15 protein-coding genes and 1 pseudogene are annotated in these 15,698 nt (G+C 61.7%); 12 read left to right on the top strand and 4 right to left on the bottom strand.

The window, feature by feature from the left end:
* The first annotated feature begins 41 nt into the window (after positions 1-41).
* From acpP to ACWHY3_RS10085, 6 genes are all read left to right on the top strand, one after another.
* Positions 42-275, top strand: coding sequence for an acyl carrier protein (gene acpP, locus ACWHY3_RS10110; protein WP_071233058.1), 234 nt, complete (start codon positions 42-44; stop codon positions 273-275).
* A gap of 292 nt (positions 276-567) precedes the next feature.
* Positions 568-1,806: a beta-ketoacyl-ACP synthase II gene (gene fabF, locus ACWHY3_RS10105; RefSeq protein WP_087719810.1), complete on the top strand. Its 1,239-nt coding sequence runs from the start codon at positions 568-570 to the stop codon at positions 1,804-1,806.
* Positions 1,807-1,811: 5 nt separating this feature from the next.
* Positions 1,812-2,618: an aminodeoxychorismate lyase gene (pabC, locus tag ACWHY3_RS10100; protein WP_332779210.1), complete on the top strand. Its 807-nt coding sequence runs from the start codon at positions 1,812-1,814 to the stop codon at positions 2,616-2,618.
* Between the two features lie 50 nt (positions 2,619-2,668).
* A complete protein-coding gene (gene mltG / locus ACWHY3_RS10095; RefSeq protein ID WP_332779209.1) occupies positions 2,669-3,679 on the top strand; it encodes an endolytic transglycosylase MltG in 1,011 nt (336 codons plus the stop codon).
* A 51-nt stretch (positions 3,680-3,730) separates the two neighbouring features.
* Positions 3,731-4,387: a dTMP kinase gene (tmk, locus tag ACWHY3_RS10090; RefSeq protein WP_442978333.1), complete on the top strand. Its 657-nt coding sequence runs from the start codon at positions 3,731-3,733 to the stop codon at positions 4,385-4,387.
* Entirely contained in the window at positions 4,378-5,361 is a 984-nt protein-coding gene (locus ACWHY3_RS10085) for a DNA polymerase III subunit delta' (RefSeq protein ID WP_303855090.1), read from the top strand. Before tmk ends, ACWHY3_RS10085 begins: the two co-directional genes overlap by 10 nt.
* A 36-nt stretch (positions 5,362-5,397) precedes the next feature.
* Here ACWHY3_RS10085 and ACWHY3_RS10080 read toward each other — a convergent pair.
* Positions 5,398-5,652: pseudogene (locus ACWHY3_RS10080) on the bottom strand (P-II family nitrogen regulator); the annotation flags it as partial.
* 62 nt (positions 5,653-5,714) lie between these two features.
* Positions 5,715-6,455, bottom strand: a complete 741-nt coding sequence (locus ACWHY3_RS10075) for a TorF family putative porin (RefSeq protein ID WP_007144176.1) — start codon at positions 6,453-6,455, stop codon at positions 5,715-5,717.
* 297 nt (positions 6,456-6,752) lie between these two features.
* Here ACWHY3_RS10075 and ACWHY3_RS10070 point away from each other — a divergent pair, with 297 nt between their 5' ends.
* Complete coding sequence (locus ACWHY3_RS10070; protein ID WP_218777030.1) at positions 6,753-6,932, top strand: prolipoprotein diacylglyceryl transferase family protein; 180 nt, start codon at positions 6,753-6,755, stop codon at positions 6,930-6,932.
* 204 nt (positions 6,933-7,136) lie between these two features.
* Here the strand turns inward: ACWHY3_RS10070 and ACWHY3_RS10065 are convergent, their stop codons facing one another.
* Positions 7,137-8,516: an IS1380 family transposase gene (locus ACWHY3_RS10065; protein ID WP_399590022.1), complete on the bottom strand. Its 1,380-nt coding sequence runs from the start codon at positions 8,514-8,516 to the stop codon at positions 7,137-7,139.
* A gap of 182 nt (positions 8,517-8,698) precedes the next feature.
* Here ACWHY3_RS10065 and ACWHY3_RS10060 point away from each other — a divergent pair, with 182 nt between their 5' ends.
* From ACWHY3_RS10060 to ACWHY3_RS10040, 5 genes are all read left to right on the top strand, one after another.
* Positions 8,699-9,034, top strand: coding sequence for a PilZ domain-containing protein (locus tag ACWHY3_RS10060; RefSeq protein ID WP_087719516.1), 336 nt, complete (start codon positions 8,699-8,701; stop codon positions 9,032-9,034).
* A 54-nt stretch (positions 9,035-9,088) separates the two neighbouring features.
* The gene (locus ACWHY3_RS10055; protein ID WP_087719515.1) at positions 9,089-9,895 is read left to right on the top strand and encodes a TatD family hydrolase; all 807 of its coding nucleotides are present in this window, start codon (positions 9,089-9,091) and stop codon (positions 9,893-9,895) included.
* Between the two features lie 56 nt (positions 9,896-9,951).
* Complete coding sequence (locus tag ACWHY3_RS10050; protein WP_448126455.1) at positions 9,952-10,485, top strand: DUF1285 domain-containing protein; 534 nt, start codon at positions 9,952-9,954, stop codon at positions 10,483-10,485.
* Positions 10,482-12,734, top strand: a complete 2,253-nt coding sequence (locus tag ACWHY3_RS10045; protein ID WP_448126454.1) for an ATP-dependent helicase — start codon at positions 10,482-10,484, stop codon at positions 12,732-12,734. The genes ACWHY3_RS10050 and ACWHY3_RS10045 overlap by 4 nt, the downstream gene beginning before the upstream one ends.
* Before the next feature lie 114 nt (positions 12,735-12,848).
* Positions 12,849-13,676 (top strand): sulfurtransferase, encoded by an 828-nt coding sequence (locus ACWHY3_RS10040; RefSeq protein ID WP_087719512.1) that lies wholly within the window; start codon positions 12,849-12,851, stop codon positions 13,674-13,676.
* Positions 13,677-13,890: 214 nt separating this feature from the next.
* Here the strand turns inward: ACWHY3_RS10040 and ACWHY3_RS10035 are convergent, their stop codons facing one another.
* Positions 13,891-15,573 carry an electron transfer flavoprotein-ubiquinone oxidoreductase gene (locus ACWHY3_RS10035; RefSeq protein ID WP_087719523.1) on the bottom strand — a complete coding sequence of 561 codons (1,683 nt, stop codon included), beginning with the start codon at positions 15,571-15,573 and terminating at the stop codon, positions 13,891-13,893.
* Positions 15,574-15,698 lie beyond the last annotated feature (125 nt).

Below are 15,698 nucleotides of genomic sequence, written 5' to 3'. Positions count from 1 at the left end.
TTTTTAGCTGGCGGATTCGTACCACTAGGAGTAACGACATAATGAGCACCATCGAAGAGCGCGTGAAGAAGGTTGTTGCCGAACGCCTGAACGTCAAGGAAGAGGATATTCAGAACTCCTCATCCTTCACCGAAGACCTCGGCGCGGATTCGCTGGATACCGTCGAACTGGTGATGGCGCTCGAAGAGGAATTCGACACCGAAATTCCCGACGAAGAAGCTGAAAAGATCACGACCGTTCAGGAAGCGATCGACTACATCGTCGCTCACCAGTAAGCCTTGCGCACTCCGCCATGGCGGAGTGTTCTGGCCGGCTGAAATCGCGATGTTCGGAAAGCCGCTCTCCATGAGAGCGGCTTTCTGCATTTCAGGGTCCGCTTCTCGGGATCATGTTGACGCTCGAAGAGAGAGGTCAAAGTCCCTGCTTGTGGCGCCCATCTCCCGGGATGTTCAGGTATAATTTGCGCCAGTCGGGCCAGGCGAAGGTCGGGATCTCGTGATGTGATGGCCAAGGCTGCCATTCACGGGTGTGCCTTCCATGGCCATCAGGAAGTTCGGAGGAGATTCGATGCCGCGCAGAAGAGTGGTGGTGACCGGGCTGGGGTTGGTAACGCCAGTGGGTAACACGGTCGAGGAGAGCTGGAAGAGCCTCCTCTCAGGGAAGAGTGGCATCGCGCCGATCGACAGTTTCGATATCGCGGGCTTCAACACGCGATTCGGCGGTGCGATCAAGGATTTCGATATCGGCGAGTATCTCAATCCCAAGGATGCTCGCAAGATGGACTTGTTCATCCAGTACGGCGTTGCCGCCGCGACGCAAGCGATGCGCAATTCGGGCATCGAGTGTACCGAAGAGAACGCGCATCGTATCGGCGTCGCGATCGGGTCGGGCATCGGCGGGTTGCCGATGATCGAGCGCAATCACGACTCGCTCAAGAAGGGCGGACCGCGTCGTATTTCGCCGTTCTTCGTGCCGGGTTCGATCATCAACATGATCTCCGGCAGCCTGGCGATCCAGCATGGTTTCAAAGGCCCGAATATCGCCATTACTACGGCCTGTACGACCGGCACGCACAATATTGGCTACAGTGCGCGCACGATCGCCTATGGTGATGCCGACGTGATGTTTTGCGGTGGGGCCGAAATGGCCACCACGCCACTGGGGCTTGGGGGCTTTTCCGCTGCGAGGGCTTTGTCGACGCGCAATGACGATCCGCAGGCCGCCAGCCGCCCGTGGGATCGCGACCGTGACGGCTTCGTGCTATCCGACGGCGCCGGCGTCATGGTGCTCGAGGAGTACGAGCATGCCAAGCGCCGTGGTGCGACCATCTACGCGGAGCTGACCGGTTTCGGCATGAGCGACGATGCTTTCCATATGACTTCGCCTCCCGAGGACGGCAACGGCGCGGCAGCCTCGATGGCCAATGCGATTCGTGATGCCGGCATCGATCCTTCCGATATCCAGTACATCAACGCTCACGGTACGTCGACATCGGCCGGGGACGTGGCGGAAAGCCGTGCCGTCGAGCGGGTCATGGGGGATGCGGCTCGTCGCGTCGCGGTCAGTTCGACCAAATCGATGATCGGCCACCTGCTGGGCGCTGCCGGCGCCGTCGAGGCCATCTTCTGCGTTCTGGCGATCCGCGATCAGGTCGCGCCGCCGACGATCAATCTGGATAACCCCGACGAGAATTGCGTGCTGGATTATGTGCCTCACACGGCGCGGGACATGCCCATCCGCACCGCGCTGTCCAACTCTTTCGGGTTCGGCGGCACCAATGGTTCGCTGATCTTCACCCAGGTCTGATCGAGATGCGCGACACGGCGCTCCCGTTCGACGACCGCGGACTGGCCTACGGCGACGGTCTATTCGAAACCGTCCTGGTTCGAGACGGGCAGCCGTTGCTGTGGGAGCACCACATGGCGCGGCTGCGACAAGGCGTCGAGCGGCTTTCGCTGCCGTTGCCGGACTTCGAGGCATTCGATCGGTTGCCGGCGCAATGCGGCCCGGGGCTTCGCGTACTCAAGCTGATGGTGACCCGCGGCAGCGGCGGACGCGGTTATCGTCCGCCCGGCTCCGCCGAGTTGCGCTGGCGCTGGACCGCGTCGGCTTTCCAGCCTGCATCCCGGCGCTGGTTCGAGGGTGTCGATGTGCGATGCTGCGAACTACGCCTGGGTATTCAGCCGCGGCTGGCCGGCATCAAGCATCTGGCGCGGCTGGAGAACGTGCTGGCGCGCCAGGAGTGGCAGGACGATGCCATTGCCGAAGGGCTGCTCTGCGACAGCGAGGGTCATCTGGTCGAAGCCACGGCGATGAATCTGATCTGGTATCGGCAGGGGCGATTCGAGACGCCATTGCTGGATCGCTGCGGCGTCAAGGGCACGTTGTTGAGCGCCATGAATGACGACATCGAGTTGCACTGGGTACGAGCGGGGCTGGAGACTTTGCATCAGGCCGACGCCGTCTGGCTGCTCAACAGCGTCCAGGGAGTCTGGCCCATTCGTCGGCTCGACGATGCCTCTGGGAAATGCCTCCAGCGGTGGCCGCCGGCGTTCGATTCCCCCCTTCAGCAAATGGCTCACGGGCGTCTGGGTTACCCGCTGAACCCGGGCGATTGACGCCAGTATTTCGCTCGGGTACGCCATGACGGAATACTCGGCCATTAAGGATGAACATGCGTGTCCTCAAGATTCTGATCCTGCTGTTGCTGGTCGCCACGATCGTGGTGTTCGGCGGTTTCCACTACTGGCAGAAACAGCTCGATGCACCGATCGCGCTCGACGAGACGACGATCTATGAGGTGCCGCCCGGTGCGGCTTTCATGCAGGTCGTTGACGACCTAGAAAGCCGGGGCATCATCGAAGCGGCCTGGCCCTATCGGATTCTGGCGCGTGTCGCTCCCAAGGCCACGCAAGGGCTTCGGGCCGGGGAGTTCGAGATCGAACCGGGCATGAACGGCCGTCAGCTGATCGCGCATCTCTCGAGCGACCAGGTCGTGACCTACCGCTTGACGGTGCCGGAGGGGTGGACCTTCAAGCAGATGCGCCGGCTGCTGGATCAGGCGCCGAAGCTCGGGCATCGCACTCGCGAGATGAGCGACGAGGAGATCATGGCGGCGCTGGGCCACGAGGGAACATATCCCGAAGGGCAGTTCTTCCCCGATACCTACCGCTATCACAAGGGTGTGACCGATATCGAGCTTCTGCAGCGCGCGTTCGACCGCATGCAGCAGACGCTGAACACGGTATGGGACGAACGCGATGATGATTTGCCGATCGACTCGCCTTACCAGGCGCTGATTCTGGCATCGCTGATCGAACGGGAGACCGGCGTCCCGGCGGAGCGAAAGGAGATCGCCGGCGTCTTTACGCGACGCCTGGAGAAAGGCATGCGCCTGCAGACCGATCCCACCGTCATCTATGGCATGGGAGACAGCTACGTCGGCAATATCACGCGCGCCGATCTCCAGCGGCAGACCGCCTACAATACCTACGTTATCGAAGGGTTGCCGCCGACACCGATCGCCATGCCGGGCCGGGGGGCGCTCGAGGCTGCGGTGCATCCCGCCGATGGCGATACGCTCTATTTCGTCGCCAAGGGTGATGGCTCGCATCAGTTTTCGCGGACACTGCAAGAGCACAATGCGGCTGTCCGCCGCTATATCCTGAATCGCGATTGAGATCGCGGGCTTGCACCCACAAAACCGACCATACCGACGAGACGACACCGCATGAGCGCAGGCGATATGGAACAGCGGACCGGCCGCTTCATCACGTTGGAAGGCGGCGAGGGCGTGGGCAAGACGACCAATGTCGGCTTCGTCTGCGACTGGCTCACGTCACGGGGCATCGAGGTAGTACGCACCCGGGAACCGGGTGGCACGCCTGGCGCCGAAGCCATTCGCGAGCTATTGCTGGACCCGACCCGTGAAGAGGCGTGGAGCGACGACGCCGAGCTGCTGCTGGTCTTTGCTGCGCGTGCCCAGCATCTGGCCGAACGTATCCGGCCGGCACTCGCTCGCGGCGCCTGGGTGGTATGCGATCGCTTCACCGATGCCACTTTTGCCTATCAGGGCGGCGGGCGAGGACTGAATTTCCAGCGCATTCGCACGCTGGAAGCTCTTGTCCAGGGCGACCTGCAACCCGATCTGACCGTACTGCTTGATGTGCCGGTGGGCGTGGCCGCGCAGCGCGTCACCCAGCGAGGTGCCCAGCTCGATCGATTCGAGCGTGAGCGTGAAACGTTCTTCGAGGCCGTGCGCGAGGCTTACCTGGCACGCGCCGCCGAGGAAGCGAGATTCGCGGTCATCGATGCCTCGCCCGGGCTGGATGCGGTCCAGGAATCCATCGAACAGTGCCTGAGCCAAAGGCTGACCGCATGGTTATGACCCCGTTGCCATGGCAACTCGATCGCTGGCGGAAGCTGGTCGAGCTGCAGGACAGTGGTCGTCTCCCGCACGCCTTGCTGCTGTCCGGCCCACGCGGGATCGGCAAGCAGCCGTTGGCCGATGCGCTGATCGCGCGGACGCTGTGTCGCATGCCGGGAGACATCGCCTGTGGCGAGTGTCACGGCTGCCGCATGCTGGCGTCGGGCTATCATCCCGATCTGCTCAACGTGGCGCCGGCCGAAAAGTCGCGTCAGATCCGTGTCGACGCGATTCGTCAGGTCAACGGCTTCGTCTCCCAGACCGCGCAGCAGGGCGGCTATCGGGTGATTCGTATCGAGCCGGCCGAGGCGATGAACGTCGCGGCCTCCAATGCGTTGCTGAAGAGCCTGGAAGAGCCGGGCGAGCGCACCCTGTTCATCCTGGTCTCCGATGTTCCCTCGCGGCTGCTGGCAACGATTCGTTCGCGCTGCCAGCACTGGAACCTCGCCGTGCCGTCGCTGGAGGCGGCCGAGCCGTGGCTGCGCGAGCGTCTGGGAGACGTGGAGGAGGCGCGATTCTGGCTGCGCGTCGCCGGTGGCCTGCCGCTGCTGGCCGAAGAGCTGGCAAGCGCCGATGCCCGAAATCTGCGCCAGGATCTGCGCGAGCTTTTCGATTCGCTGGTGCGCGGCGGCGAACCCGTAGGGGAAGCGGCAAGACTCGATGCCCAGGCGCTCGATCGCATACTATGGTACGGCATCGCCTGGCTGGAGGATCTGATCCGGCTCGGCTTATCGGGGGATCCCCAGCGGGTGCGCAACAGCGACCTGCTGCCGCTGTATCGCCAGGCCGTCAAGAATGCCCGGGTCCGCGACTGGTTCCGCTTGCTCGACTATGCTCGCGAACAGCGGCGGTTGCTGGCGGCGGGAGGCAATCCCAACCCGCAGCTGGTGCTCGAGGCCTGGCTGGTCCGCTGGGCGGCCCTGTTGCGATCCTGACGGCAACGTAGACGCTGGGGTGCGGCGCCGCCACTTTTTGCCTGTGTTGGCACCTTTGATAATGGCTTCAATCACCTGTTCGACGATATCGTCATCGACGGCGATTTCCAGTTTCAACTTAGGTAAGAAATCAACGACATATTCAGCACCACGATAGAGTTCAGTGTGGCCTTTTTGACGTCCAAAACCTTTTACCTCTGAAACGGTCAATCCTTGTACACCGATTTCGGAGAGAGACTCTCTGACATCATCAAGCTTGAAGGGCTTAATAATTGCTACAACTTGTTTCATAAGCGTATTTCCTTCTGTAGAAAATCTACCCCCTCAACATCGAGGGGGTAGCTGTGAGAAGTTTAGAATGATGCGCTAACGCTAGCTACGAAGCGATCGTCAGATGTTCCATCACCTAATTCAAAGTCTTCACCATCGCTGTTTGTACCAACATAAGCTACAGACCAGTCAAGACCAATAAATGATTTTGATAATCCGATTGTGTAGTCCATGTAGCTGTCAGATAAAGTGCTGTCATAATCATTACGATCAGAGTCAGTGTAACCAATTGCAGCATTTAAGCCGAAGCCGTATGGAAGCTCATAATCAAACGCAAGGTTGTAGTAGATTTCATCAGCATCTTTACCATCACCACCTTGGATATTGTTTGTGTAACCAATCATTGCAGTGAAGTAGCTGTATGAAAGAGAACCTAAGTATTCTGTGTAATCAAGTTCGTCATTACTGTTTTGACCAGGATAAGTGTAACGAAGAACTGATACATCGTAGCCAATACCAGTGTCACCAAACTCATTAGCGAAACCAGCATAAAGGTCAATTTCAATATTGCTATCAGCACTGTCACTGATATTTGATGCCCAAGTACCAGCATACAGACCTGATGAGTGTGCGTAATCAAAACTACCTTGGATAGCTGGATCTTCGTCTGTTAATGAAATACCACGGAAAATGTAGTCTGTTGTTAATGTAACGCTAGCACTGGTTGAGTGCTGACCGTCTTCACTTTCCCAAGCCATTGCTGATGATGCAGCAAATAATGATGTCGCTGCTAGTGTAAGAGCCGAAATTGTACGTAATTTCATTATGGTGTTACTCCTCGGTTTTAAAATGTTTATTAGTCTTTTTTGAATCCATGCGTTGGTCTTTTGCAACACTTTGTATTCAGACTACAACAACAAGAGCAGAATGTGTGCCAACTTTACAAATTTTATATAAAACAGAGGTATAGATGGTAAATGGATAGCACTAGCCGGATGATTGTGATCAATTTGGTGCGATAAATTTGACGCTTTGTCCAAAATGGTGCAGATAAGATTTTATCTTTCGCGTTATATGCACTGAATTGGTATGATTGCTGTACTTTACATAGAGTGACACAGATGACGTATCCCCAAATTGATCCTATTGCCTTAAGCATTGGCCCTCTGCACATTCATTGGTATGGGTTGATGTATCTATTTGGTTTTTTGTTTGTATGGTTGCTAGGTCTTTACCGTGTAAATAAAACGGACTGGACCCGACAACAATTAGCCCGCCTCATTCACGAGGGTGCTGATTGAGCGGTCTGAAGGTACTGACTGGTGGCATCGCTTATCAGGATCGGCTTCTTCAGCGCGAATAGCTGTTGAGTAATGCCAAAACGCTGAAATTTCCCCGCTTCCTTATAGCTCTTTGGAATCAATGGCGACCGTCCAAGCAGCCGTGATCGCCGCCCGCCGCTCCGGTCGCTCGCTTTCTGATGCTGTGGTGGTCTCGCAGAAGCGTCAGCTCAGTGCGGTCAGCTTCGGCAGCCCCTTCAGCAGCGTCGGCCACCACTTGTCGGCGGCGGCACCCAGATGAACGGTGATTCGCCGAGCGTGCAGTCTCAGCGTGGCGGCGACCTTCAGCACCTGCTCGCGCATCCGGCTGAGGCTCCAGCCTTGCCGGGTCTGCCGCTCCAGCAGGCAGCGCAGGCCATGCAGGACCTGGTAGGCGTAGAGGCTGAGCAGCAGGCTCACCTCGTTGCGTGCCATCACGTCCTGAACGGTGGAGGCGCCGCGATCGGTCGACGAGAGGTGCACGTCGAGCGCCGACTTCACCTCGCCCATGTGCGCCTCGGCGCTGCCGCGCTTGCGGTAGAGCGCCAGGACCTTCTCCGGCGGCCAGTCGAACTTGCCGAGGTTGGTGACCAGGAAGAAGGCATGCAGCAGCAGGTCATCGGGGCGTTCCTGCACCACCAGCACCACGCGACGCGGTGCCGACCAAGAGCCCGCTTGATACTCCAGATCGTGGCACCACTCGCGAGGCTGCTCGGGTGGCCGGCCGGGTGGCCGCTTCAGGTGCGGTGCCGCCAGTTTCTGCAGGCCGGAGTGACTGCGCAGTCGGCCCAGGTACTCGATGTCGCACTCTTCCAGGGCCTCCAGCGTCGCGTTGTCGGTGAAACCGGCGTCGATGCGCACCCGAACCTGGGCGCCGGTGCTCTCGTTGAGTCGCCGCACCAGATGCGGGATCCAGGTGTCGGCGTTCTCGGCCGGGCCGGCGTTGCCCTCGCGCAGCAGGCCGCCCACCATGTCGCCGGTTTCTGCCAGCGAGGCGACCAGCGGTGAATAGATCCGCGCGCCGTACAGGCCATGATAGGCCGAGCCGCCCTGGTGGCCGTGGACCTCGATCGGCAGGCCGTCGATGTCCAGCGTCAGCTGCTTGGGGCGCTCGCCGTTCTTCAGCGCGGTCAGGCGCCAGATCACCAGTCGCAGCAGGCCTTCGTGCACGGCATCGATATTGTCGCAGCGCCCGAGGCAGGTCAGCAGCCGCGACAGCGTGGCTTGAGAGGGCCGGTCCTGGGCCAGGGGCGTTGTCCCGCGCGCATCGCTGCAGGCCAGCTGCCAGAGCGGATCACGGCGCAGCGTGTCGGTATCGCTGAGGTCGATCCAGCCCATCGCACGCTGCAGCACCAGGGTACGCAACTGGCTGGCCAGCGAATGAAGGATGCGCAGCGGGTGGCGTCGATCGACCAGATTGTCTTCCAGCGCCTCAATCACGCCGCTGTTGTCGAGGGCCTCACGCAGCAGCAGAGCGCCGCTGTCGCTGGTAGTGCGCTGGCCGCTCAGCTCAACACGGACAGCGCCGTTGCATGAGGGCGTCCAGGTGGATAGGCTTTCACCCATAGCGGATGGCTCTCTTGGTTCAGATTCTTGGCGGAACACACTGAATTTTCAAGAGAATACCATCCGCTATCTTCGTTTTCGGGCCGGCCTCATGAATAAGCCGGGATTAGAAGACTTACTTTTTTATGGTGCGGTCGGTGTCATTATTGGTGGTCGCTTAGGCAATGGTAAAGGTGAAAGCAATGAGTGCCCAGAAGGCCCTATCATTGACCATCCGTGACGATGAGACGCTGCGTAGCGCCTATATGTCGTGGCTCAAGCATGGCGGACTGTTCGTGCCGACCGAGCTGGACTATCGGATTGGCCAGTCCGTCTATCTGCTGGTGACGCTGCCCGGCGAGAGCGAGCGCTTCCCCGTCGCCGGCAAGGTCGTATGGCTGACGCCGACCGGCGCCGGGCAGCGCGTTGCCGGCATCGGAGTTCATTTCAGTGCCGACGATCGGGCGCTGCGTGAACGTATCGAGGCGCGGCTGGCATCTTCTCCCGGACAAGGCGGGTCGTTCAGTCATACCTTGTGATAGCGCTCTTGAATTACCGGGCGCAACGTTTGTCATTCTCTTTCTGGAATTCGCATGTTCGTCGATTCTCACTGTCATCTCGATCGCCTCGACCTGACGCCCTACGAGGGCGACCTCAACCTGGCCCTGGAGGCCGCACGTGCCCGCGGTGTCCATCGTTTCCTGGCGATTGCGACATCGTTGGAAGGGGCCCCGAACCTGGCGGAGATCGCGCGGCAGCATGACGATGTCGATATCAGCATCGGCTTGCATCCCTTGCATGAGGTGTCGGCGGAGCCGGACAGCGAAGCGATTCAGGCGTGCGCCGATCGTTACGGGGCGGTCGCCATCGGCGAAACCGGCCTCGATTTCCACTACGACAGCGTACCGCGGGACATTCAGCGGCAACGTTTCGTTGCGCACCTTCGCGCCGCTCGTGAGCTTGAGCTGCCGGTGGTGATCCATACTCGCGAGGCGCGCGACGAAACGCTGGACCTGATTCGCGAGCATGTCGATCCCAAGGTGGGCGGCGTGCTTCACTGCTTCACCGAGGATCTCGCCATGGCGCGGGAGGCGGTCAGGTCGGGTTTCTACATTTCGCTGTCGGGGATCGTCACCTTCGCCAGCGCTGGCGCCCTGCGCGAGGTCGCCCGGCAGGTGCCGCTGGACCGGCTGCTGATCGAGACCGATAGCCCGTTTCTCGCCCCCGTTCCCCATCGCGGCAAGCCCAACGAGCCGCAGTGGGTCGTCGAGGTCGCCGAGTGTATCGCCAGCGAACGAGGCATTACCGTCGATGAGGTGGCGATGCAGACCCGGGCCAACTTCTATCAGCTGTTTCCTGGTTGCGCGCCCGGCGGTCAGTCCGACAATCCATTCGTGTAGGCACGTTCACTGCATGGATGCCCCTCTGCGAGAGGGCATCGTCATACGGGGGCACGATGAAACTCGATACGTTGTTTCAACAGCTCGATGCGCAAGCCATTCCGCCGCTCGAACGATGGGATCCGTCTTTCTGCGGGGAGATGGATCTTCGCATCGCGGCCAACGGCGAGTGGATCCACGAAGGCACGCCGATCCGACGGCCGGCGCTGGTCAACTTGCTCAGCCGTGTGCTACGGCGGGAGGCCGACGGCGACTATTACCTGGTGACGCCGGGAGAGAAGCTGCGTATCGGCGTCGAGGATCTACCGCTATGGGTCACGGATGCCGATCAGGTCGGTGCCGACTGGGTCGCGGTGACTGCCTGCGGTGACCGCGTACCGCTGGACGTGTCACACCGGCTGTCACTGTTGGCGACGCCGGATGGCGATCTCTTGCCGGCGCTGCCCGTTCGTCACGGTTTGCAGGCGCGGCTGCATCGTAATCTGTACTACCGCTGGATCGAGCTCGCCGAGCAGCAGGGCAACGAGCTCGGGCTGTACAGTGGCGGGGCGTGGCACCCGCTGGGCCGCCTCGACGACGGTGCGAGATGAGCGAGCTGGTGAACGCGGCGCTGCCCTTGGATACTACCGCCGACAGCCTGACCGACGAGCAGCGCGCCGTGGTCGGTCATCGCGAAGGGCATGCGCGGGTCGCGGCGGTAGCCGGGGCCGGCAAGACCACGACCCTGGTCAGACGGGTGCTGCATCTGCTCGCCAATGGCGAAAACCCGCGCCGCATCCTGGTGTTGATGTTCAACCGCGCGGCGCGGGACGACTTCCGGGCCAAGCTGGTGCGAGAAGCGCCCGCCGAGGTCGTCTTGCCCGAGGTGCGTACCTTCCATTCGATCGGTCACCGCCTGACCCAGAGCCTGACCCGCTGGGGCTATCTGCCGCCGCGCCAATTGCTGCAGGCCGACTGGCAGCGTGAGCGGCTGCTGCGTCAGGCAGTGATGCAGAGCCTGGAATCCGCCGATGGCGAGACCCGCGAGGCAGCGCTGGACGCGGACCGGCTCGAGGCGTTCGGCCAGTTCTGCGATCTGGTCAAGGCCGAAGTGGTGGCACCCGCCGAGCTCTTCGAACGGCTCGGCTATACCGACAGCGAGCGCCACTTCATCGAGGCCTTCGACGTGGCGGAATCGCTGCTCGATGCCTCGGCTTCGATGACCTACGCGGACCTGCTCTATCGGCCGCTGCAGTGCCTGGAACGCCATACGGAGGCGCGGCGCCGGGTCGAGGGCTTTCTGGGCCATGTCATCGTCGATGAATATCAGGACATCAACGAAGCCCAGCTGCGACTGCTCAAGATCCTGGCCGGTCATCAGGCGCAGGTCATGGCCGTCGGTGATGCCAACCAGTGTATCTACGAGTGGCGGGGCGCTCGGCCCGACGCCATGCTGGCGCGCTTCGACGGCCTGTTCGGCCAGGCAAGCGAGTATCCGCTCTCCTTCACCTTCCGCCACGGCCACGCCCTGGCATTGGCCGCCAACCACGCGATTCGCAACAATCGCCAACGCTGGGATCAGCTCTGCCTGGCGGCGCCCGGCAACCCACTGACACGGCTGCGGACGGGCGTCGGTGCTGGCGCGTTGCTGGAGATGCTGCAGCGCTGGCACGCCGATGGCCGGCGCAGCGACGAAGCCTGTGTCCTGGTGCGCAGCTGGTCGCTGTCGGTCTCGGTACAGCTCCAGTTGCTGCGGGCCGGCGTACCGTTCCGGCTGGCACAGGAAGAGCGCTTCGTGCTTCGGCTGCCGCTGGTGCAGGCCTTGGCGGGCTATCTTCAACTGGCCCGTGAGCCACAACGGCTGCACGATCCCGGCCATCTGGCCCTGCTGTTCTCGCAGCCGACGACATTCGTCGCCCAGGAGCGCGTGCGTCGGCTGGTCGAGGAGCTCGCACGCACGCAGCAATGGCCGGCGCGCGAGGCCTCGGTCCTGACGGGGCTCAAGCCCGGGCAGCGCCGCCATCTCAAGCGGCGCTGGCAGCTCCTCTGCGAACTGCCCAAGCTATCCGCCTGGCCGCCGGCGAAGCTGCTCGAGCATGTCGTCGATGCCATCGATGCGGAGAAAGTCCTGCGTCGATCGGCAGCGCGGCGTGAGAAGGGGGACGACGACGTGCGCCTGCTCGACATGCTGATCGAGCAGGCCGGCGAGCTGGCCAACGATCCCGAGGCTTTCATCGAGCTTTTGCGCAACCCGGTGGAGAACCGTCCCGACGGCGTCTTGATCAGCACGGTGCACGGCGCCAAGGGGCTCGAGTGGCCGCTGGTGGCGGTATGGGGGCTCAATGAGGAGGATTTCCCCCATTACAGTCGCGACAATCCGCTGTCGCCTGAACGACTGGAAGAAGAGCGGCGACTTTACTATGTCGCCATCACGCGGGCGCGAGAACGGCTGCTGCTGGTTCAGGATGGCGGCGATCACCGGCCGAGCCGCTTTCTCGACGAGACGGCGGTGGAGGATTGCCGTCGGATCGACCAGGCGATTCAGGCGCGCAGCGAGGCCGCCGTGGCGGTTCGCGAGCCGGACATGGTCGGCGCCTACCTGCAGCGTGTCGGACTGGAGCACGTTGGGCGGGGTCTCGTGCCGCGAGCCAGAGAGGCGGAAACGCCTGCCGTGGAACGCGGGGCGGAATCCGGAGCGAGCTGGCAGGTTGGCGATCGAGTGCGGCACGCCAGCTTCGGCGACGGCGAGGTGCTGGTGGTCGAAGGCAACGAAGCCAATCCGGTCATCGACGTGCGTTTCGAGTCGGCCGGCCGACGTCGCCTGATCACGGCGCGGGCGCCCCTGACGAAACGGCATTGATCGGCCAGACTCTTTCAACCGACGATCTTTCTCGGCCAACGATTTTATTCAGCCAACAGCGACTTTGCTCGATCGACGACCTGTTTCGGCTGATAAAGCATCAAGGAGGCAATGATGAACGAATCCGTGCTCGTAACGGCAGAGGAGCTGCGGCAAAGCCTGGCTGGCGATCGCCCGCCGCTGGTGCTGGATTGTCGTGCCCGCCTGGACGCCGCCGCGGCAGGAAAGCGGCTTTGGCAGGAATCGCATATTCCTGGCAGTTACCACCTGGATATGGACCGCGATCTCTCGAGACCGCCCGGCGACGGTGGCCGCCACCCGCTGCCGTCTCATGAGGCCTTCGCGGCGACGATCCAGCGTCTCGGCATCGAGCCGCAACGCGCCGTGGTGGTTTATGACGATAGAGGTGGGCAGCTATCGGCAGCTCGCGCCTGGTGGATGCTGGCTTGCTGGGCGGGGCATCCCGACGTGCGGGTGCTCGATGGTGGCTTGCCCGCATGGCAGGCCGCTGGCGGCGAGCTGGCGACTGACGAGCCGGCACCGTCGTTGAGTAGTCAATGGCAGCCGGATTTCGACGATACGATGATCATCCCGGTACGAGATCTGCTGGAAGAAGGTGGCTTGCTGGTCGATGCCCGAGGCGAAGCTCGCTTTCGTGGCGACGAGGAACCTATCGATGCGGTGGCGGGACATATCCCCGGCGCAGTCTGTCGGCCCAGTAGTACCAATCTCGAGGCGGATGGGCGTTTCAAATCACCCCAGTGGCTGGCGGAAGAGTTGCCCGGGGGCGATAAGGTGACGGCATACTGCGGCTCCGGCATTTCGGCCTGTCACGATATCCTGGCCTATGCCGTGGCGGGTCTGCCGCTGCCGCGACTTTACGCGGGATCCTGGAGCGACTGGATTCGTGACCCGTCGAGGCCGATCGCGACCGGCGAGTAAGCCCGGGCTCGCCCGGGAGCTGCAAGTCATAAGCTTCAAGCTGGAAGAAAAAACCGCCCCAGGTGCTTGCCGTGGGGCGGTTTGCTTATGCTGTCTTCGAGCTTCGAGCTTCGAGCTTCGAGCTTCGAGCTTCGAGCTTCGAGCTTCGAGCTTCGAGCTTCGAGCTTCGAGCTTCGAGCTTCGAGCTTCGAGCTTCGAGCTTCGAGCTTCGAGCTTACATATTGGGATAGTTGGGGCCGCCGCCGCCTTCGGGCGCTATCCAGGTGATGTTCTGGGAAGGATCCTTGATGTCGCAGGTCTTGCAGTGGATGCAGTTCTGGAAGTTGATCCGGAACTGCGGTTGTCCTTCTTCCTCGACCACTTCGTAGACGCCGACCGGGCAGTAGCGCTGCGCGGGCTCGGCGTATTCCGGCAGATTTCTGGCGATGGGAATGTCCGGATCGCTCAGTTTCAAATGGCAGGGCTGGTTCTCGTCGTGGTTGGTGTTCGACAGGAACACCGAGGACGGCTTGTCGAACGATAGCTTGCCATCGGGTTTGGGATAATCGATCGGCGTCGACTCCGTCGCCTTCTTCAACTGATGGTCCGGCGTGGTGTCGTGCTGCACCGGCAGCTTGCCGCCCAGCAACTGGTCGACGAAATTGAAGGCGCCGCCGCCCACGGTGCCGAACCGATGGATGGCCGGGCCGAAGCTGCGGCTGGCCTGCAGCTCCTGCCACGCCCAGCTCGACTCCCAGGCCTGGGTGAAGGCGGTAAGCTCCTGACCGCCCTCGTCGCCGGAAGCGATGGCCTCGAACACGCTCTCCGCCGCGACCAGCCCCGATTTCATCGCGGTGTGAATGCCCTTGATCTTGGCGAAATTGAGCGTGCCGGCGTCGCAGCCCAGCAGCAGGGCACCGGGCATGGTCATTCTGGGCAGGCAGTTGGCGCCCCCCTTGGTGATCGCGCGAGCGCCATAGGCGACACGTTTGCCGCCTTCGAGATGGCGTTTCAGCAGCGGATGGTGCTTCATGCGCTGGAATTCGTCGAACGGCGAGAGATAAGGGTTGCGGTACGCCAGATCGACGATCAGCCCTACCATCACCTGCTGATTGTCGCCGTGATAGAGAAACCAGCCGCCATGGCTGTCGCCGCCATGGTCCTTGTCATTCAGGGGCCAGCCGGAGCCGTGCAGCACCAGGCCGGGCTCATGCTGCTCGGCGGGCACGTCCCACAGCTCCTTGAAGCCGATGGCGTAATGCTGCGGGTCGCGGTTCGCATCGAGATCGAAGCGAGAGATCAGCTGCTTGCCGATATGGCCCCGTGCGCCTTCGCAGAACAGCGTGTACTTGGCGCGCAACTCCATGCCGGGCATATAGTTGGCAGTCTCGCTGCCATCGGCGGCCACGCCCATGTCGCCGGTGATGATGCCTCGCACGATCCCTTCGTCGTCGACGATCGCTTCCTGGGCGGCGAAGCCGGGAAAGATTTCGACACCGAGTTCTTCGGCCTGCTCGGCCAGCCAGCGGCAGAGGTTGCCGGCGCTGATGACGTAGTTTTTCGTGACGTGGCTTTTCGTGGCCTGGCTGTCGCTGCCATGACCGGTGTTGTGCATCGTCTTGGGTACCAGCGCGTTGGGCAGCTTCTGGGCCTTGTGGGCATCCTTCAGCAGATAGAGCTCGTCGCGCAGTACCGGCGTGTTCAACGGCGCGCCACGCTCGGCCCAGTCCGGGAACAGTTCCGACAGCGCGCGCGGTTCGAACACGGCACCGGAGAGAATGTGCGCGCCCACCTCCGAACCCTTCTCGACCACGCAGACGGAGAGCTCCCGTTCGGCCTCGTTCGCCTGCTGCATCAGGCGACACGCCGCCGACAGGCCGCTGGGGCCCGCTCCCACGATCACTACGTCGAAATCCATGGATTCACGTTCCAAACCCGATCTCCTCGCTTGCTGGCAGGATGCGTGCCGCCATGCCTGCCCGGTCCGTTCGTCGACGACTGATGGCCGCCGTTTTTTATAGCCTAACGTGAGTCAGCTGCCTG

The organism is Salinicola sp. NYA28a (genome assembly GCF_976982775.1).
This window is presented reverse-complemented; position numbering and strand designations above follow the sequence as displayed.

Excerpts from the sequence above, each read along its gene's own strand:
- acpP (WP_071233058.1), top strand. The coding sequence starts at position 42 with ATGAGCACCATCGAAGAGCGCGTGAAGAAGGTTGTTGCCGAACGCCTG.
- fabF (WP_087719810.1), top strand. The coding sequence starts at position 568 with ATGCCGCGCAGAAGAGTGGTGGTGACCGGGCTGGGGTTGGTAACGCCA.
- pabC (WP_332779210.1), top strand. The coding sequence starts at position 1,812 with ATGCGCGACACGGCGCTCCCGTTCGACGACCGCGGACTGGCCTACGGC.
- mltG (WP_332779209.1), top strand. The coding sequence starts at position 2,669 with ATGAACATGCGTGTCCTCAAGATTCTGATCCTGCTGTTGCTGGTCGCC.
- tmk (WP_442978333.1), top strand. The coding sequence starts at position 3,731 with ATGAGCGCAGGCGATATGGAACAGCGGACCGGCCGCTTCATCACGTTG.
- ACWHY3_RS10085 (WP_303855090.1), top strand. The coding sequence starts at position 4,378 with ATGGTTATGACCCCGTTGCCATGGCAACTCGATCGCTGGCGGAAGCTG.
- ACWHY3_RS10075 (WP_007144176.1), bottom strand. The coding sequence starts at position 6,455 with ATGAAATTACGTACAATTTCGGCTCTTACACTAGCAGCGACATCATTA.
- ACWHY3_RS10070 (WP_218777030.1), top strand. The coding sequence starts at position 6,753 with ATGACGTATCCCCAAATTGATCCTATTGCCTTAAGCATTGGCCCTCTG.
- ACWHY3_RS10065 (WP_399590022.1), bottom strand. The coding sequence starts at position 8,516 with ATGGGTGAAAGCCTATCCACCTGGACGCCCTCATGCAACGGCGCTGTC.
- ACWHY3_RS10060 (WP_087719516.1), top strand. The coding sequence starts at position 8,699 with ATGAGTGCCCAGAAGGCCCTATCATTGACCATCCGTGACGATGAGACG.
- ACWHY3_RS10055 (WP_087719515.1), top strand. The coding sequence starts at position 9,089 with ATGTTCGTCGATTCTCACTGTCATCTCGATCGCCTCGACCTGACGCCC.
- ACWHY3_RS10050 (WP_448126455.1), top strand. The coding sequence starts at position 9,952 with ATGAAACTCGATACGTTGTTTCAACAGCTCGATGCGCAAGCCATTCCG.
- ACWHY3_RS10045 (WP_448126454.1), top strand. The coding sequence starts at position 10,482 with ATGAGCGAGCTGGTGAACGCGGCGCTGCCCTTGGATACTACCGCCGAC.
- ACWHY3_RS10040 (WP_087719512.1), top strand. The coding sequence starts at position 12,849 with ATGAACGAATCCGTGCTCGTAACGGCAGAGGAGCTGCGGCAAAGCCTG.
- ACWHY3_RS10035 (WP_087719523.1), bottom strand. The coding sequence starts at position 15,573 with ATGGATTTCGACGTAGTGATCGTGGGAGCGGGCCCCAGCGGCCTGTCG.